This is a genomic window from Cellulomonas humilata, assembly GCF_013359775.1.
Lineage (GTDB): Bacteria > Actinomycetota > Actinomycetes > Actinomycetales > Cellulomonadaceae > Cellulomonas > Cellulomonas humilata.
Genome location: NZ_JABMCI010000058.1, coordinates 1 through 16,755, shown reverse-complemented (window position 1 = coordinate 16,755; position 16,755 = coordinate 1). Strand labels below are relative to the sequence as shown.

General features: G+C 74.4%; 17 protein-coding genes. 7 read left to right on the top strand and 10 right to left on the bottom strand.

The window, feature by feature from the left end; genetic code table 11:
- The 5 genes from HP550_RS07245 to HP550_RS07225 form a co-directional block, all read right to left on the bottom strand.
- The coding region (locus tag HP550_RS07245) for a rhamnogalacturonan lyase family protein (protein WP_175346920.1) at positions 1–2,192 on the bottom strand (2,192 nt) is incomplete at its 3' end.
- A gap of 134 nt (positions 2,193–2,326) precedes the next feature.
- Positions 2,327–2,686: a nuclear transport factor 2 family protein gene (locus HP550_RS07240; RefSeq protein WP_175346919.1), complete on the bottom strand. Its 360-nt coding sequence runs from the start codon at positions 2,684–2,686 to the stop codon at positions 2,327–2,329.
- Positions 2,683–3,567 (bottom strand): helix-turn-helix transcriptional regulator, encoded by an 885-nt coding sequence (locus HP550_RS07235; protein ID WP_175346918.1) that lies wholly within the window; start codon positions 3,565–3,567, stop codon positions 2,683–2,685. Before HP550_RS07235 ends, HP550_RS07240 begins: the two co-directional genes overlap by 4 nt.
- A gap of 55 nt (positions 3,568–3,622) precedes the next feature.
- The gene (locus HP550_RS07230) at positions 3,623–4,033 is read right to left on the bottom strand and encodes a hypothetical protein (protein ID WP_175346917.1); all 411 of its coding nucleotides are present in this window, start codon (positions 4,031–4,033) and stop codon (positions 3,623–3,625) included.
- The gene (locus tag HP550_RS07225; RefSeq protein ID WP_175346916.1) at positions 4,030–4,308 is read right to left on the bottom strand and encodes a dsRBD fold-containing protein; all 279 of its coding nucleotides are present in this window, start codon (positions 4,306–4,308) and stop codon (positions 4,030–4,032) included. The genes HP550_RS07230 and HP550_RS07225 overlap by 4 nt, the downstream gene beginning before the upstream one ends.
- A 186-nt stretch (positions 4,309–4,494) precedes the next feature.
- Between HP550_RS07225 and HP550_RS07220 the strand changes: the two genes are divergently transcribed.
- The 3 genes from HP550_RS07220 (at position 4,495) to HP550_RS07210 (ending at position 6,459) form a co-directional block, all read left to right on the top strand.
- Positions 4,495–5,667 (top strand): serine/threonine-protein kinase, encoded by a 1,173-nt coding sequence (locus tag HP550_RS07220; protein WP_175346915.1) that lies wholly within the window; start codon positions 4,495–4,497, stop codon positions 5,665–5,667.
- Entirely contained in the window at positions 5,664–6,092 is a 429-nt protein-coding gene (locus HP550_RS07215) for a hypothetical protein (protein WP_175346914.1), read from the top strand. Before HP550_RS07220 ends, HP550_RS07215 begins: the two co-directional genes overlap by 4 nt.
- Before the next feature lie 106 nt (positions 6,093–6,198).
- Positions 6,199–6,459 carry a PspC domain-containing protein gene (locus HP550_RS07210; RefSeq protein ID WP_175346913.1) on the top strand — a complete coding sequence of 87 codons (261 nt, stop codon included), beginning with the start codon at positions 6,199–6,201 and terminating at the stop codon, positions 6,457–6,459.
- A 7-nt stretch (positions 6,460–6,466) separates the two neighbouring features.
- Here HP550_RS07210 and HP550_RS07205 read toward each other — a convergent pair whose 3' ends face one another.
- Both HP550_RS07205 and HP550_RS07200 read right to left on the bottom strand, forming a co-directional pair.
- Positions 6,467–9,169, bottom strand: a complete 2,703-nt coding sequence (locus HP550_RS07205) for a LuxR C-terminal-related transcriptional regulator (RefSeq protein ID WP_175346912.1) — start codon at positions 9,167–9,169, stop codon at positions 6,467–6,469.
- A gap of 89 nt (positions 9,170–9,258) precedes the next feature.
- Positions 9,259–10,272 (bottom strand): hypothetical protein, encoded by a 1,014-nt coding sequence (locus HP550_RS07200; RefSeq protein ID WP_175346911.1) that lies wholly within the window; start codon positions 10,270–10,272, stop codon positions 9,259–9,261.
- A 156-nt stretch (positions 10,273–10,428) separates the two neighbouring features.
- On the opposite strand from HP550_RS07200, the gene HP550_RS07195 reads away from it, so the two are divergent.
- Positions 10,429–11,805 (top strand): pyridoxal phosphate-dependent decarboxylase family protein, encoded by a 1,377-nt coding sequence (locus HP550_RS07195; protein ID WP_175346910.1) that lies wholly within the window; start codon positions 10,429–10,431, stop codon positions 11,803–11,805.
- Here HP550_RS07195 and HP550_RS07190 read toward each other — a convergent pair.
- The 3 genes from HP550_RS07190 to HP550_RS07180 all read right to left on the bottom strand — a co-directional run bounded on the left by HP550_RS07190 (position 11,802) and on the right by HP550_RS07180 (position 14,047).
- A complete protein-coding gene (locus HP550_RS07190) occupies positions 11,802–12,095 on the bottom strand; it encodes a YciI family protein (protein ID WP_175346909.1) in 294 nt (97 codons plus the stop codon). The two genes, HP550_RS07195 and HP550_RS07190, sit on opposite strands and share 4 nt — an antisense overlap.
- Before the next feature lie 2 nt (positions 12,096–12,097).
- A complete protein-coding gene (locus HP550_RS07185; protein ID WP_175346908.1) occupies positions 12,098–13,096 on the bottom strand; it encodes a DUF4349 domain-containing protein in 999 nt (332 codons plus the stop codon).
- Between the two features lie 117 nt (positions 13,097–13,213).
- Positions 13,214–14,047 carry a DNA-3-methyladenine glycosylase family protein gene (locus HP550_RS07180; protein ID WP_175346907.1) on the bottom strand — a complete coding sequence of 278 codons (834 nt, stop codon included), beginning with the start codon at positions 14,045–14,047 and terminating at the stop codon, positions 13,214–13,216.
- 336 nt (positions 14,048–14,383) lie between these two features.
- On the opposite strand from HP550_RS07180, the gene HP550_RS07175 reads away from it, so the two are divergent.
- From HP550_RS07175 to HP550_RS07165, 3 genes are all read left to right on the top strand, one after another.
- Positions 14,384–15,700, top strand: a complete 1,317-nt coding sequence (locus HP550_RS07175; protein ID WP_343048032.1) for a mechanosensitive ion channel family protein — start codon at positions 14,384–14,386, stop codon at positions 15,698–15,700.
- Between the two features lie 14 nt (positions 15,701–15,714).
- Complete coding sequence (locus HP550_RS07170; RefSeq protein WP_343048031.1) at positions 15,715–16,317, top strand: nucleoside/nucleotide kinase family protein; 603 nt, start codon at positions 15,715–15,717, stop codon at positions 16,315–16,317.
- 105 nt (positions 16,318–16,422) lie between these two features.
- Positions 16,423–16,755: hypothetical protein (locus HP550_RS07165; RefSeq protein ID WP_175346906.1), on the top strand; the 333-nt coding region annotated here is incomplete at its 3' end.

Below are 16,755 nucleotides of genomic sequence, written 5' to 3'. Positions count from 1 at the left end.
GGGCTGCCGAGGAAGAACCCGGTGTGAGGCGGCTGGTTGTAGGCCGTGTTCTGCCACGCGATCGCCACGCGGTACGTCTGGTCGTGCAGCAGGGTCCAGACGCGGGTGGTGGTCGGCGTCGGGGTGGCGTAGATCCGCAGCCCGGACTCGTCGGACCTGGCCCAGATCACTTCTTCGCGCCAGTCGCCGAACAGGTCTCCCGAGAGCACCGGGGTGGACTTGGTGCCGTTGTTCGACCGCACCCCGGAGCCGGTGAGCAGCCGCGTGTCGCCACCGGTGCCGTACTTGTCGATGTGCGTCCCGTCCAGCAGCTCGCGCGACGTGTCCGCGTCCCAGTACGCCAGGAAGTTGGCCGACGAGGGCTTGCGGCCGATGGTCTGGCCGGAGGTGTTGCGCAGCTGCGAATCGGACGACGACCACGACTCGGCGCCCGCGCTGCCGGACCAGATGTCGTCGGACACGCCGCGGCCGTTGTCGCCGGCCGCCGGGGTGCTCCACAGGATCTGGCCGGTGCGGGCGTCGGCCATCCAGCTGTCGGGCTGGCTCGCGCTCTCGGTGACCTTGTAGTACTCGAGCCCGGGCCGGCTCGGGATCAGGTCGCCGACGTGGCCGGCGTCCCCGTGCCCGGTGCGGTTGTTCCACAGGCCCGCGCCGTTGTCGTCGATGGCGGCGGCGCCGTAGAGGATCTCCTGCTTGCCGTCCTGGTCCACGTCGGCGACAGAGAGCGAGTGGTTGCCCTGGCCGGCGTACGTGCTGTTGCCGGAGGTGGAGCTGTTCGAGTCGAACGTCCAGCGCCGGGTCAGCTGGCCGTTGCGGTAGTCCCACGCGACGACGACGGCGCGCGTGTAGTACCCGCGGGCCATGATGATCGACGGCCGCTGACCGTCGAGGTACGCGGTGCCGGCGAGGAACCGGTCGACGCGGTTGCCGTAGCTGTCCCCCCAGCTGGAGACCGTGGCGCGGGGCGGGACGTAGCTCGTCGTCGCCGCGATCGCACCGGTCTGACCGGTGAACACGGTGAAGTACTCGGGTCCGGTCAGCACGTAGCCGGCACTGTTCCGGTAGTCGGCGCTGGCGTCGCCGATCACCTGGCCGGTGCCGGAGCGGGTGCCGTCCGCGGTCTTCATCGCGACCTCGGCCTTGCCGTCACCGTCGTAGTCGTAGACCTGGAACTGCGTGTAGTGCGCACCGGCGCGGATGTTGCGGCCCAGGTCGATCCGCCACAGCCGCGTGCCGTTCAGCTCGTACGCGTCGACGAAGACGTTGCCGGTGACGCCGGACTGCGAGTTGTCCTTGGCGTTGGTGGGGTCCCACTTGAGGACGATCTCCAGCTGTCCGTCGCCGTCGAGGTCGCCGACGCTGCCGTCGTTGGCCACGTGGTCGGCGCTGGGCCGCTGGATCGGGACGTCGAGGTAGCCGTTGCCGAACGTCAGCGACGTGCCCGACGCCGCCTGCTCGATGCCGTTGACCACCGCGCGGACCGTGTAGGTGGCGCTCGCGGCCGCGCCCGCGTCGAGGTAGTTGGTGGAGTCCGTGATCGGTCCGGCGATCTTGGTGCCGCCGCGGTAGACGGTGAAGCCGGTGCTCGCGGCCTCCGTGCCGAGCAGCCGCCACTGGACGAGGTTGCCGCTCCCGGAGCGCACGCTGATCAGCCCGCGGTCCAGCTTCTCCGCCTGCCAGGCCCCGGCCGGCGGCGCGGTGGGCGTGGCGGTGGGCGTGGGAGTGGCGGTCGGGGTGGCCGTCGTCGTGGGCGTCGCGGTCGGCGTGCTGGTCGGCGTCGTGGTGCCACCCGTGCAGGTGGTGCCGTTGAGCGCGAAGGACGTGGGCACGGGGTTGCTCCCCGACCAGGTGCCGTTGAAGCCGAACGACGCGCTCGCGCCGGTGGCGACGGTCGCGTTGTACGAGACGTTCTTCGCGGTCACCTGCGCGCCGCTCTGCGTCGTCGTCGCGTTCCACGACTGTGTGACCGTCTGCCCGGCACCGTAGGACCACGTGAGCGTCCACCCGTTGACCGCGTCGCCGAGGTTGGTGATCTTCACGTCCGCACCGAACCCGGTGGACCACTGGTTGGTGACCGTGTAGTCGACGCGGCAGCCGACGGCCGCGGCCGCGGGCTGCGCGGCGGCGACCCCGACCCCGACGGCGAGCGTCGCCGCCATCAGCCACGGGACGGTCCTGCGGGGGTGGGACATGGTGGACCTCCTGCGGCGCTGACGGCCGACGACGACGTCGGTCGGGCTCGGGTGAACCCCGGGCGACGCTAGGGGGAGCCCACGGTCGGGCACCACGGGTGAAACATTTCAGCGGACAACGCTTGCCGACGCCGTCAGGGCTCCACGAGGTACGTGCCGTGACCCTCGACGACGAGTCCGTCCGCGAAGACCAGCACCTCGTCCACCACGCCGCCGGCCTGGTTGCGGTAGGTGATCACCAGCGCGGTGACCCCCGCGTACACGCGTTCCACGGTGAGGTGCAGGTCCGGCAGGAGGCGCAGCCCCTCGGTCCAGTAGCGCCGCAGCGCCTCCTTGCCGCGCAGCACGCCGCCGCTGTCGGGCACGAGGCGCGCCGCGAGGGGAGAGGTGAACACCACGTCGTCGTGAAAGTGGGCCAGGACGGCGTCGAGGTCGTGGGCGTTCCAGGCGGAGACCCACGCGGCGCTGAACTCGGACGGGTCGGGCACGCTCATCCGGGCAGTGTGGCACCTGGTGCGTCGGCGGACGAGGTGGTCGCCGCCCAGCTGGCCAGCACCTTGAGGGCGTCGGCCGTGGGGCTGTCGGGCTCCGCCGTGTAGACCAGCATCGTCAGGCCGGTGTCCGCGGGCAGCTGGAGCGTGTCGTACATGAGCTCGAGCCGGCCCACCACGGGGTGGTTGATGAGCTTGGTCCCGCCGCGGTGCAGGTGCACGTTGTGCGCGGCCCAGCGGGTGCGGAAGTCCTCGCTGCGGGTGGACAGCTCGCCGACGAGGTCGCTCAGCGACCGGTCGTACGGGTGCCGCCCGGCCTCGGCGCGCAGCACCCCGACGGTGTCGTTCGCCGCCCGCTCCCAGTCGACCCAGAAGTCCTTCGCCCGAGGGTCCAGGAAGGCGAACCGGGCGTGGTTGGCCGGGCGGACCGGGTCGCGGTAGAGCTCCGAGTACAGAGCCCGGCCGAGCGGGTTGGTGGCCAGGATGTCGAGCCGGTCGTTGCGGACCACCGCCGGGGCGCCGGTCATCGCGTCGAGCATGGCGCGGACGCTCGGGCGCACCTCGGTCGGGCCCGGGCGCCGTCGCGCGCGCGACGGGCGGGCTCCGGCCGTGCGGGCCAGGTCGTGCAGGTGGATGCGCTCCGCCTCGTCGAGCTGGAGGGCGTTGCACAGCGCGTCCAGCACGCTCTCCGACACCCCGCCGAGGTTCCCGCGCTCGAGCCGCGTGTAGTAGTCGACGCTCACCCCGGCCAGCATCGCGACCTCCTCGCGGCGCAGCCCCGCCACCCTGCGATTGGTGCCGTACGAGGGGAGCCCGGCCTGCTGGGGCGTGATCCTGGCGCGCCTGGAGGCCAGGAAGTCCCGGATCTCGTCGCGGTTGTCCATGCCACCGACCGTACGGTGCCCCGCAGGACCGAGGGAGTCCCTGCGGGTACCCGGGTCAGTCGACCGCCGCCCTCCACCACAGGAGCGCAGCTACGGACTCACCCACCCCGACCGCGAAGAACGCCCACTGCACGGGCGACGTCCAGCCGATCAGCGGCAGCTGCGCGAGCACCCAGCCGGTCAGCACCACGCCCGCGCCGACGCCCACCTCGGGCGCGCGCGCATGGCGACGCAGCCCGAGGGTCAGGGCGACCGCCTGCGGCAGCCCGACGCACAGGCCCAGGGCCAGGGCGGGGACCGCCGGGCCGTCGACGAAGGAGAGCCGGGACACGAGCGGGTCGAACTGCCCCGAGAGGAATCCCTGGACGCCCGCGACCGCCCCGACGACGGTGAGGCCGTCGAGCGCGAGGGCGACGGTCCGCGCCCGCGGCGGGGCGACCAGCGCGCGGGCGCGGGTGCCCGTCATCGCACCAGGTGGATCGCGTGCACCTCGAGGTCGTCGAGGTCCTCGGAGGTCGCCTGGAGCAGTCGGTCGGCCAGCTGGCGCAGGGCGCGCGCGGCGGCGAGCTCGGTGCCGACCTCGGGCACGTCGAGGTCGTAGGAGCTGAACTGCGCGCGGCCCCAGCCGTCCAGGGTCGAGCCGGTGGGCGTCGTCAGCACGGCGTGCGCACCGGTGACCACGCCGTGGGTGGTGTCGTCGTCGGCGAAGAGGTAGATCGCCACGTTCCAGGTCTCGTTCACGACTGGGCTCCTTCGCCGTCGGTGCTGCGCCCCGTTGGTGGCGGTCTGCCCCACATCGGCAGCTGCTTCGAGCGTGCGCTGCCGTGGCGCCGACGGACCAGGGCCCAAGGTCCTACGCCGCGCCCGCCCCGGATTCGCCCGGTCCCGGCGTGCGGCTGCCGTCCAGCACGCCTAGGGTCTGGCCACATGCTGGAACACGTCGACGGGTCGCGGCCGGACCCGGTGGACGCGCCGGAGCCCGTGGTGCTCGGCGACCGCTACCGGCTGGACGCGGTCCTGGGCCGCGGCGGGATGGCGACCGTGCACCGGGCGCGGGACCTCCTGCTGGACCGTGACGTCGCCGTCAAGGTGTTCCCCCCGGTCCACGAGGACACCGACGACCTGCTGCGGAACCGCGCCGAGATCCGTGTGCTGGCCACGCTCAGCCACCCGGGCCTCGTCACGCTGCACGACGCCGGCACCGTGCACCACGAGGACGGGTCGCAGCAGGTCTACCTCGTGATGGAGCTGGTGGACGGGCCGACGCTGGGCGAGCGGCTGCGGGAGGGTGCTCTCGGGGTCGCGCTGACCGCGACCATCGGCAGGGACGTGGCCGAGGCGCTCGCGGTGGTGCACGCGCGAGAGATCATCCACCGCGACATCAAGCCCGCCAACATCCTGCTGACCGACCGCAGCGGCGGACCGACCGCCAAGCTCGCCGACTTCGGGATCGCTCGGCTGGCGGGTGCCACCCGGCTCACGATGACGGGCATGACGCTGGGGACCATGAGCTACCTGAGCCCGGAGCAGGCCACCGGGAGCGCGCTCGGACCGCCCACCGACGTCTACGGGCTCGGTCTCGTCCTGCTCGAGTGCGCGACCGGGAAGGCCGCCTTCACCGGGACGGCCGCGGAGGTGGCTGCCGCCCGGCTGACCATGTCCCCGACGGTCCCGGACCAGCTCGACCCCCGCCTGGGCGACCTGCTGGCACGGATGACGCGGATGGCGCCGGAGGACCGTCCCACCGCGCAGGAGGTGGCGGACGACCTGGCCGCGATCCTGGCCTCCCCGGCGGACGAGACGCTCCTGCTGCCCGTCGCCGCTGCCGGCGCGGGCGACACCGAACAGCTCGCGGCGACGCGTGCCGTCCCCCGGGTGGAACCGCCGCCCGCGGACGTGCCTGGGGGAGGTCGGTGGGCTCGCCTGCGGTCCCCGCGGGCGCTGGTCGTGGGTGCCGCGGTGCTCCTGGTGGGCGGCGTGCTCCTCGTCGCGCAGCTGGTGACGGGCGACGGCGCGCAGCAGACCCCTCCCGCCTACCCGACGGTCCAGGGCACGCTCGGCGAGTCGCTGACGCGGCTGCAAGAGAGCGTGGAGCCGTGAGGCGCCCTGTCGGCTGGGCGGCCGTCGTCCTGGCCACGGCGCTCGTGTGCGGGTCGTGCGCGGGCAGCACCGAGCTGGAGACTGACCGCGCACAGGCGCTCCAGGAGAGCGTGCTCACCGTCACGGCGGCGGCGGCGGAGGGCCGCTGGGTGGACGCGCAGTCCCTGCTCACCGACACCCGGGCTGCGCTCGACGCCGGCAAGGACGCGGGTGAGGTGTCGACGGAGCGGTACGACGAGATCGTCGCCGCCCTCGACCGTGTCGCCGCCGACCTCGCCGCGGAGCAGGCCGCGGCCGACGCTGCGGCGCAGGCTGCGGCTGAGCAGGCTGCGGCTGAGCCGGTCACGCCCGAGCCGGCCGCGCCCGAGGTCGTGGCCCCGAAGGACAAGGGCAAGAAGCCCGGCAAGGGGAACGGTGACAAGTAGCGGATCTCAGGGTGGGCCTCCGGGCGATCACCGATGCGCCCGGTGCCGTGTCGGCGGCATGCTGGGGGAGTTCGGCCGCTAGGGCCGGCACGAGAGGAGCAGCACCATGGGCACCATCCACGACGGCATGGCTCGACAGGGCCTGGTCCGGCCGGTCGACGGCCGTGTGCTGGGTGGGGTGTGCGCCGGCCTGGGCCGACGGTTCGGCATCGCCCCGTTCCACGCGCGGCTGCTGTTCGTGCTCATCCTGTTCGTCCTGCCCGGCAGCCAGCTCATCGTCTACCCGCTGCTGTGGATCCTCATGCCCACCGAGCGCTGGGTCCCCGCGCCGTCCGGCACACCGGGCACGCCGGGCACGCCGGCCTGACGGCCGCCTACGGGGGCCCGCCCCCGGACCGGACGACCCGCCGGGACAGTTCCGCGCGGTTGCGCAGGCCGAGCTTGCGGTAGGTCCGGGTCAGGTGCGCCTCGACCGTCGACTCGCTGACGAACATCCGGGCCGCGATCTCCCGGTTGCGCAGACCGTCCGCGACGAGCGTCGCGATCTCGCTCTCGGTCGGGGTCAGGTCGTCGTCGGACCCGCCGCGGGCTCGGTCCAGGAGCTCGCGGACCACGGTGTCCCACCCGCGCACGCCCGCGCCGACGACCGTGGCGAGGCACCGGTCACCGATCTCCCGCACCGGTGGGCGTCGGCCGGCCCGCAGCCCCGCGGCCATCGCGAACGATCCTGTCCGCGCGGCGTCGAGGCCGTAGCCGAGTCCCACGAGCCGGTGGTACGCGCCGGCGAGCGTGCCGAACGCGTCCGGCTCGTCGCGCAGGAGCAGCAGCTGGCCGGTCGCGGCCAGCAGCTGCGCGTCCGCCCACGGGGACGCCAGGGCGGCGCACTGCACCTGCAACCGGTCCCGCAGGTGCGCCACCTGCTCGGTGGCCCCGGTCAGGCTGGCCAGCTGGATCGCCTGCGGCAGGACCGGCACCACGCCCGGGTGCGCACATCCCATCGCGTCGAGCTCCCGCAGCGCGCTGAGCAGCTCGTCGAGGCCCGCCTGCCAGTCGCGGCCGGCCGCCGCGGCGACCCCGCGGACGTGGGCCGCCATCGCGCGCCTCGGCTGCTCCCCGACGCGGGCGGCCCAGGAGTCCAGCCGGTCGGCGTGCGCGTGGGCCGCGTCCGCGTCCCCCCGGAGGCCCGCCAGCAGCCCGGCCGGGTAGGCCAGCCACGCCAGGGCGCGCTCGTCGCCGCAGTCGTCGGCCGCCTCCGTGCCCTCGACGACGTGCGTGGCCGCGGCATCCAGCCGGCCCGCCGCGAGCGCCACCTGGGCCAGGTCGCAGAGCCGGTAGGACCGCTGGAACTCGGCCCCGTTGCTGATCGCGCTGCGATGCATGTGGTCGAGGCCGGCGCGGGCCTGCTCGAGTCGACCGTCCCACAGCTGCTGGCGGCCCTGGAGCACCCGCGGCCAGAGGGCGAGCTGGGACTGCACGACCTCGGACCCGCAGTCCACGGCCTCCTCGATCAGCCCGTCCGTCCGTCGCCCGAGCATCAGTGACGCGGTGGACACCGCGGACGCGGCCTGCGCGACGAGGACCGCGTCGTCGCGCGCGCGCCCGATCGCGAGGGCAGCTTCCGCGTAGCGCAGCCCCTCGTCGAGCCGGCCGAGGTGGATCGCGAGCAGCCACCCGAGGAGCCCCAGCACACGGCCCCGCAGGCACTCGTGCGCGGTCGAGCCGTCGTCAGGCACCTCCTCCAGGGCGGTCCGCAGCACGGTCTCCGCGTCGGTGAAGTCGAGCACGACCCGTCCGGTCACCACCGCCGCACGCAGGGGACCGGGGTCGAGGCGCTCCAGGAGCGAGTCGGCGAGCCGCAGGGCCGTCGGGAGGTCGCCGGCTGTGGCGCACTGCATCATCCGCGCGAGGGTCCTGCGGACGGAGGCGTCGGCGTCGTCGGGCGGGGTGAGCCGGATGCTGTCACCGAGCAGGTCGGCCGCCAGCCGCGGTGCACCCCGCCGGGCGATCCGCAGCGCGGCCGCCTCGATCTCGTCCGCGGCGGCGGCATCGGGACCGTCCGCGGCCCGGGCGAGGTGCACCGCCCGGGAGTCGGGGTCGTCGACGACCTGCGCCAGCGCGGCGTGCAGACCGCGGCGGTCCAGCGCGTGCATCCCGCCGAGCACCGCGGTCGCGATCAGCGGGTGCGAGAACCGCAGGACGAAGTCGTGCTCCAGCGTGACCACCTCGGCGTCGAGCCCTGGGCGGACCGCGGCGTCGACGGTGGTCGTCCCAGCCGCCGCCGCGAGGACTCGCAGCGGGGTCGGACCGGCGACGGCGAGCAGCCGGACCAGCCCGAGGGTGGCGGGTGGGAGCCCGGCGACGCGGTGGGCGAGTGCCGCGAGAGCGGATCCCGGGGGAGGGGCGCCGGTGCCGTGGCGGTGGGCGCGTGCCAGCTCGAGCGCGAAGAAGGGGTTCCCGTGCGCCAGGTCGCCCAGCTGGGTGGCAACCGGGGTGCCGAGGCCGGGCGTGACCGTGGTGAGGAGGCGCCGCAGACTGGCGGGTTCGAGGCCGACGACGCCCAGCAGCTCCACGCCGTCGTCGAGCCCCGGGGTGGGGATGGCCAGCTCCTCCGGGCTCCAGGTCCGCGCGGTCGCCAGCAGGGCGACGGGGTCGTCGCCGAGCCGGCGCAGGGCGAAGCGCAGGGTGCGCCGGGTGATGTCGTCGAGCCACGGCAGGTCGTCGACGGCGAGCACGACCGGCCGGTCGGCGGCGAGGGCGCGCAGCTGGTCCAGCACCCATCGCGAGCGCTCGACCACGGGCAGGTCCTGCGCCAGGTCCGCGCACGCCGGGTGCCGGGCGAACAGGTCCCGCAGGCCCTGCGCGGGGTTGTCGCGGTCGTCCTCGCTCGGCCTGGCCACGAGCACGTGCGCCTGCGCGGCCCGGCAGCGCTCGACCCCGTAGCCCCACAGGGTCGTCTTGCCGATCCCGGCCTCACCCACCAGCACGAGCGAGTGCCCCGGCGTGCCGATCTCGTGGGCGAACGCGTCGAGGCGGCGGCGCTCGGCCCCCCGTCCGACGATCCCGGCAGGGGTGGACACGGGCGGACCGCGATGCTGCGACGTCCCTGACAGTGCGACCACGAGGATCAGGAACCGTGGCGTTCCCGGGTGATACCGGGCCGGTCCCGTCAGACGGTGCTCGACCGCGTGAGGTGGCGCGGCCGGCGCGGTGCGGGGACGTCGCCGAGGCTGGGGGCCGGGAGCGCCTTGACCAGCTCTCCGACGAGGGCACGCCAGCACCGGTCGGCCTGCCGCAGCTGCGAGGCCACCAGCTCGGGCGCGACGTGGCCCACAGACCCGAGGCCGTCCGCGGCGTCGAGCGCGTCCAGGCCGCGGTCGATCGCCTGGGCCGAGGTGCGGTAGTTCGCCGTGTCCCGGGCAGTCGGCGGCGTGAGCACCTCGAGGGCGGCCGCCGCGTCGTCGAACATCGAGCGCACCAGCGCCACGGCGTGCGGTCGGTCGCCCATGGACAGCCGATCGGCGGAGTCCGCGACGGCCGAGACGATCGTCGAGTGCGCGAGGCGGTCGATCGTGGCGGTCAGGGTGCCGGGCACGATCTGGATCTGGAGCAGCAGCACGACCGTCCGGCCCAGCAGGGTCTCCGAGCGCACCCGCTGGATCCGTCGGCGCTCCGCGGCCTGGCGGGCGTCGTCCTCGGCCCGCAGCTCGTCGGCCGCGGCCTCGCGCTCGCGTCGCTCGGCCGCCTGCCGCGCCTCGGTCGCCCGGCGCGAGACCAGCTCCGTGGCCACGCGCACGTGGTGCTCGGAGTCGGCCTGGGCGCGGTGCACGAGCTCGACGGCGCACGGGTTGACCGGGCTCGCGTACCCCGTGTCGGTGTACCCGAACAGAGCCAGGCGATGTTCCTCGGCCCAGAGCACGGCGGTCTTGGTGAAGCCGGAGCGCGAGTAGAAGACGGCGACGAACGAGCCCGCGGCGGCGCGCAGGTCCTCGAGGTCCTGCCGACCCACGGGGCTCCGGCGGTGCTCGACGCGGGCGGCGAAGTCGATGCCCACGAGGTCGAGCTCGATGGCCGACCCGGGACCGGTGACGCGGACGTCGGTGCGTGCGAGGACGGTCCGGGCGTGCCGCTCGGCGAACCGCTCGGCGTCGCGCCACTGCGGGTCCTTGCCCGTCGCGCTCACGTCCACCTTCTTCCCTGCTGGCCACACGTCCCTCGACGGTAGTGACCCGCCCTCGGCCCCGACTCGCCCGTCCGGGTGACCGCGCGACGCAACTCCCGACAGGCCGGGACGAACCCACCGGGTGAACTCGCGCGCGCCGGTGGCAGGCTGGGGCACATGACGGCACGGTGGCCCGAGTTCGCACCCGCACTCGACCGCGCGACCCACCACGCCCGCGAGTGGCTGACGTCCCTGGCCGACCGACCCGTGCACCCGAGGGTCGACGCCGATGCTCTCGCGCCGGTGCTCGGCGGCCCGCTGCCGGAGGGTCCCACCGCCCCGGAGGCGGTCGTCGACGAGCTCGCCGCCGGCATCGAGCCCGGCCTCATGGGCATGCCGTCGGGCCGCTTCTTCGGCTGGGTCATCGGTGGCACCCTGCCGGCCGCGCTCGCCGCCGACTGGCTGACCAGCGCGTGGGACCAGAACACCGCGATGCGGCACGCCACCCCGGGTGTCGTGGCGGTGGAGGAGGCCGCGGGCGCGTGGGCGCTGGACCTGCTCGGGCTGCCCGCCGGGGCCGACGTCGGGTTCGTCACGGGCGCGACGATGGCCAACTTCACCGGGCTGGCCGCCGCGCGCCAGCGCGTGCTCACCGACGCGGGCTGGGACGTTGAGCGGGACGGCCTGTCGGGCGGTCCGCGGGTCCGTGTGCTCGTCGGGGAGGAGCGGCACGGGACCGTCGACCTGGCGCTGCGCTACCTGGGGCTGGGGACGCCGACCGCCGTGTCCGCGGACGGCCAGGGCCGGCTGGTCGTCGACTCCCTCGCGCGGGCTCTGGCCGAGGGCGACGGCCCGACGATCGTCTGCCTCCAGGCCGGCAACCTGCACTCGGGCGCGTTCGACCCGATGGCCGACGCCATCGAGGTGGCTCACGCGCACGGCGCCTGGGTGCACGTGGACGGGGCGTTCGGGCTGTGGGCGGCGGCCTCCCCGCGCCTGCGTGGTCTGCTGGCGGGCCACGAGCGGGCGGACTCGTGGGCCACCGACGCCCACAAGACCCTCAACGTGCCGTACGACTGCGGCCTCGCGATCGTCGCGGACCCGGAACCACTGCGCCGCACCTTCGGCATGCACGCCGAGTACTTCGCGACGTTCCAGGGCGCGGGTGACCCGATGGAGCGGGTGCCCGAGCTGTCGCGCCGCGCCCGTGGCGTCCCGGTGTGGGCGGCGCTGCGGTCGCTGGGCCGGTCCGGCGTCGAGGACCTCGTCGACGGCCTCGCGTCCACCGCCCGGGCGATCGCGGACGGGATCGCCGCGATCGAGGGTGCCGAGATCGTCAACGACGTCGTGTTCACGCAGGTCAGCGTCGCGTTCGGCTCGGACGAGCGCACGCGGGAGGTGACGGCGCGACTCCTCGCCGACGGCGTGACGTGGATGTCCGGCTCGCGCTGGCAGGGCCGCGACGTGCTGCGCGTCTCCGTGAGCAACTGGTCCACGGATGCCGAGGACGTGGCTCGCTCGATCGACGCGGTCCGCCGCGCCGCCGCCGGCTAGCTCCCGGACATCACCACGCGCCAGGGGCGCACCGTCACGGCGAGCACGCCGTCCACGACCGCCTGGTCGTCGTGCGCCGCCAGCCGCTGGGCCTCCTCCGCCGACTCCACCTCGAGGATCGTCATCCCCGCCCCCTCCGTGTCGAGGAACGGGCCGGCGAGCACCAGCTGGCCCGCACCTCTGCGCCGCCGGAGGAAGTCGTAGTGCCCGGCGATGCCCGCCTGCTCACCGACGGTCTGGCCGTCGGGGACGGCCGGACCGCGCACGTGGAGCAGCACGAACATCGCCATGCTCAGCGCGGCTCGTGCTCGTCGGGCAGGACGGAGGGGACGGGGGTCACGAGGACGGGCGCCGGCGCGCCGAGGGGGGCCGGCGTGCGGCGGCGACGAGTCCACCGGACGGCGGCCACGACGAGCGCGGCGACCGCACCGCCGAAGGCGAGCCAGGGGAGGAGCACACCCACGACGATAGCCACCCCGGCGGCAACGGCCACCAGGGCGTCCCAGCCGGTGGCCAGCCCGTCGAGGAACGACTGCGGACCGGTGGCCGGCTCCACGGGCGCGACCGGAGCAAGCTCGGGTCCGTACAGCGCGACGTGGATCGTGGACAGGCGCACCTTTTCGGCCAGGCGGGCGCGCTCGGACTGGAGCTGCTCGAGGTTGGACTGCCGCTCGGTCAGCGCGTTCTCGGCCGCGATGAGCTGCTCGTTGGTGGTCGCCCGCGTGAGCAGGTCCTCCATCCGCGCCACGGAGAGCTGGAGGGCGCGGATGCGGGCGTCCAGGTCCTGCGCGGTGCCGGTGACGTCCTCGCTGGTGAGGTTCAGCTGGTCGATGGTGCCGAGCGTGCGCAGGCCGTCGACCGCCTCGCTCACCTCGTCGGCGGGCAGGCGGATGGTCAGCTCCGCGGTGCCGACGTCGTCCTTCGTCGCGGCGTGCTCCGACCTGTCGTCGACGCGACCGCCGGCGCCCTCGGCCAGGGCGACCACCGCGTCCGCGGCCTCCCGCGGGTCCGTGACCGTCATGCGGACGTCGCCGGTCTGGATCACCTGCCGGTCGGCGTCGGACGTGCTCGCGGCCTGCTCGACGCTCCCGTCCGCCGGAGCCTCGGCGGCGTCGGGGCGCACCTCGCCGCCGAGCGCCCCCGACGCGGCCTCGTCGGTGCTGCTCATCCCGCTGTCCGAGCCGGCGCTGCACGCGCCGAGCAGGGCGGTCAGGGCGATCACGCCGGCGACCACCAGGCGGGTCGAGCGGGTGCGGACCTTCGGTGCGAGGTGGCTCGTCGTCGTCGTCATGCGGCGAACGTAGGGGGAACAGGGATGGCCAGGGGGGCGTGTGACGCAATCGTGACTGCACCGGCGCGTGCCGGGCGCAATCGTGACCGTGCCGTCACCGGAACGCGTTCCTGCTGCTCAGAGTGCGTACGCGGTGGCCGCCCACAGGTGCGCGGAGGCGTAGGCGCGCCACGGGCGCCAGGACTCGGCCGCGCGCGCCACCGCCGCCGCGTCGGGGACGTCGAGCGCCCGGCGCAGCACCAGGTCGCCGACCGGCATCGCGTCGCGGTCCCCCAGCACCCGCAGCGCCAGGTAGTCGGCCGTCCACGGGCCGATGCCGGGCAGCGCGAGCAGGCGTGGCCGGACGTCCTCGGCACCCGGGGCCAGGGTGAGTCCGTCTGCGCACGCCTGCGCGAGCGCGTGCAGCGTCCGCGCTCGGGAGTGGGTGACCCGCACGGCCGCCTGGAGCTCCACCGGGTCCACCGCGGCGAGCTCCGCCGGCGAGGGGTAGACGGTCAGCCCACCCGGGCCGGGGTGCCCGTAGGCGGCGGCGAGCCGACCCCCGAACGTGCGGGCGGCCGCGAGCGAGACCTGCTGGCCGAGCACGGTCGTGGCGGCGGCCTCGAACCCGTCGGGATGGCCCAGGATCCGCAGGCCCGGCCGGGAGCGGACCAAGGGGCCGATCAACAGGTCGTCACCGAGCGCCGCGTGCACGACGGCGAGGTCGTCGGCGAGCCCGAACCAGCGGTCGGCGAGCTCGCGGAGCTCGGCCGGCGACCCCGCGCTGGCGCTGACGTCGATCCGGTCGGGACCCAGGGTGACCTCGACGAGAGCGAGGGTCCCGCCGAGCCGGACGGCGCGCCGGACGGTGCAGCCCTCGACGGTCTCGACGCCCGGCACCGCGTGGGCGACGAGCGAGGCCAGGGCGGGCGTGGGGTCGAACGGGCGTCGGACGACGAGAGTCGGGCTCATGATCTCCTCGGTCGTGTCGAATCCATACGACCTCCAGCTGGACGCCTTTACCAATACAAGATCGACACATGGAAAGGATGCGGTACGAGCGTGGTAGTGCTAGAACTGTTCTAGTCGATCGCGCCGGAACCGGGGCGACCGGCTGCTAGCAGGATCAGCAGGGCCGCGTTGCCGAGGGTCACGGCGAGAGCCGGGCCGCCCGTCAGGGTTCAGGGAGTGCGCCAAGCCTCGTGCCGGCGAGACGCCTCTCCGTGGCGCCCCGTCCCCCAGAAGCGGGGACGGGGCGCACCTACGTCGGTTCACCGCCCACACCGGCAACTGCCTACGCTGAGGGACGTGCTCCCTCTCCTGCTCCCCGGCGCCACCGACGAGACCGTGGCCGACGACGTCCAGGGTGTCGTCGTCCCGACCCTCTCGATCCTGGCCGCCGTCGTGGTCGCCTACCTCGCGGCGACGCTCCTGTCCGTGCTGGTCCGCCGCGTCGCGCGCACGTCCGCCGTCGCGGCGGACCTCTCCCGACGCTCACGCCGGCCCATGCGGGCGGTCCTGCTGGTCGTCGCCGTCTGGATCGCGCTGCGGCTGAGCACCGACCCCTCGGACTGGACCCGGACCGTCGAGCACGTGCTGCTCATCGCGCTGATCATCACCGTGGCCTGGCTCGTCGGGAGCTTCGCGTTCGTGCTCGAGGACGCCGCCCTGCAGCGGTACCGGATCGACGTCGCCGACAACCGGCACGCCCGCCGCGTCCGCACGCAGGTCCAGGTACTCCGCAGGATCACGGTCGCGATCCTGGTGATCTGCGCGATCGCCGCGATCCTGCTGACGTTCCCGTCGGCCCGCACGCTCGGCGCCAGCCTGCTCGCGTCAGCCGGACTCATCTCGATCGTCGCCGGCCTCGCCGCGCAGAGCTCGCTGGCCAACGTGTTCGCCGGCCTGCAGCTCGCGTTCACCGACGCCATCCGCGTGGACGACGTGGTGGTGGTCAGCGACCAGTGGGGGCGGATCGAGGAGATCACGCTCACCTACGTGGTCGTGCACGTCTGGGACGACCGCCGCCTGATCCTGCCGTCCACCTACTTCACGACGACCCCGTTCGAGAACTGGACCCGCCGCGCCGCCGACCTGCTGGGCACCGTCGAGCTGGACGTGGACTGGGAGGTCCCCGTCGAGGCGATGCGCACCGAGCTCACGCGGCTGCTCCAGGACACCGACCTGTGGGACCGCCGCGTCGGGATCCTCCAGGTCACCGACGCGGTCGGCGGGCTGGTCCGCGTCCGGGCGCTGGCCAGCGCGGTCGACGCCCCCACCCTGTTCGACCTGCGCTGCTACGTCCGCGAGGGGCTGGTCGGGTGGCTCCAGCACGAGGCGCCGCAGAGCCTGCCCAAGACCCGCTGGGAGGGCACCGCGCCCGCTCCCACCTCTGGCCGCCGAGCCCGACCGGAGACCGCCCCGACACCGACACCGACGCTGCCGGTGCCCGGTGGGTGGTCGGCCGACGACACCCAGACCATCACCACCGGCGGCCAGGACGCGCGGCTGTTCACGGGCAGCATCGACGCCCTGGAGCGGTCGCGACACTTCTCCGGGCCCGGTCAGGACGTCATCGACGAGCGGGAGCAGGCCGCGGGGGACGCCGAGGGTCGGCAGCCCTGAGCCCGATCCGGCCCGTGACCACCGCGGTGCTGGTCGACGACCTCGTGCGGCGGGTCGTCGAGCACGACGGCAGGGTCCGTGTGCTCGTCGACGGGGCACCCCCGACCCGGCCGTCCGACCTGGCTGACGCGCTCGTCGCACCCCTGCGTGCGGCCGGTCGCGCCGTCGTGCGGGTGCACGCCGAGGAGTTCCTCCGGCCCGCCTCCGTCCGGTTCGAGCACGGCCGTCACGATGCCGACTCCCTGGAGGACCGGCTCGACGTCGGCGCGCTCGGCCGTGAGGTGCTCGACCCGTTCGCCGCGTCCGGGCGGTACCTGCCGACGCTCTGGGACGTCCGGACCGACCGCGCGACCCGCGCCGGCTACGAGCAGGCTCCCGATCGGGCCGTCCTGGTGCTCGACGGCAGCCTGCTGCTCGGGCGTTGGCTCGATGCCGAGCTCACCGTCCACCTCACGGTCCGGCGCGCCACCCTGGAGCGGCGGGTCGCGGCCGACGACCGGTGGACCCTGCCCGCGTTCGCGCGGTACGACGAGGAGACGGAGCCGATGCAGGTGGCCGACGTGGTGGTGCATGTCGACGACCCCCGGCGTCCCGCGATCGAAGAACGCGCGCTCTGACTCCTCGTCCTTGGGGCTGTGGGCGGCTCGGTGGGTGTGTCTGTGGATATGTTTGTGCAGGTCAGAGCCTTGCCGGGCGTGTCCGGTTCGCGTAGGATCGTACACATGTTCGAGACGACGGTTGCGGTGGTGGAGGTGGCGGCGCGGGTGCGCGACGCCACGTCCTCCCTGGCTGTCGTGGCTCGGGACTCGCGGGCGTGGACGGGTGCGGACCGGGCGTCGGTGCTGGCGGTGGTGCGGGCCTCGGAGGCGGCGTTGGCCGAGGCGCGGGCGCACCTGCTGGTCGCGGACCGGGACGCGGGGGACAGTTTGCGGCCGGGGGACCGGTCGTTCGAGGCGGCCCACGCCCGGGTGACCCGGTCCGGTCTGGGTGAGGCGTCCCGGGTGGTGCGGCAGGCCGACGCCCTGGTCTCGATGGGCACGGTCGCGGCCGGGGTG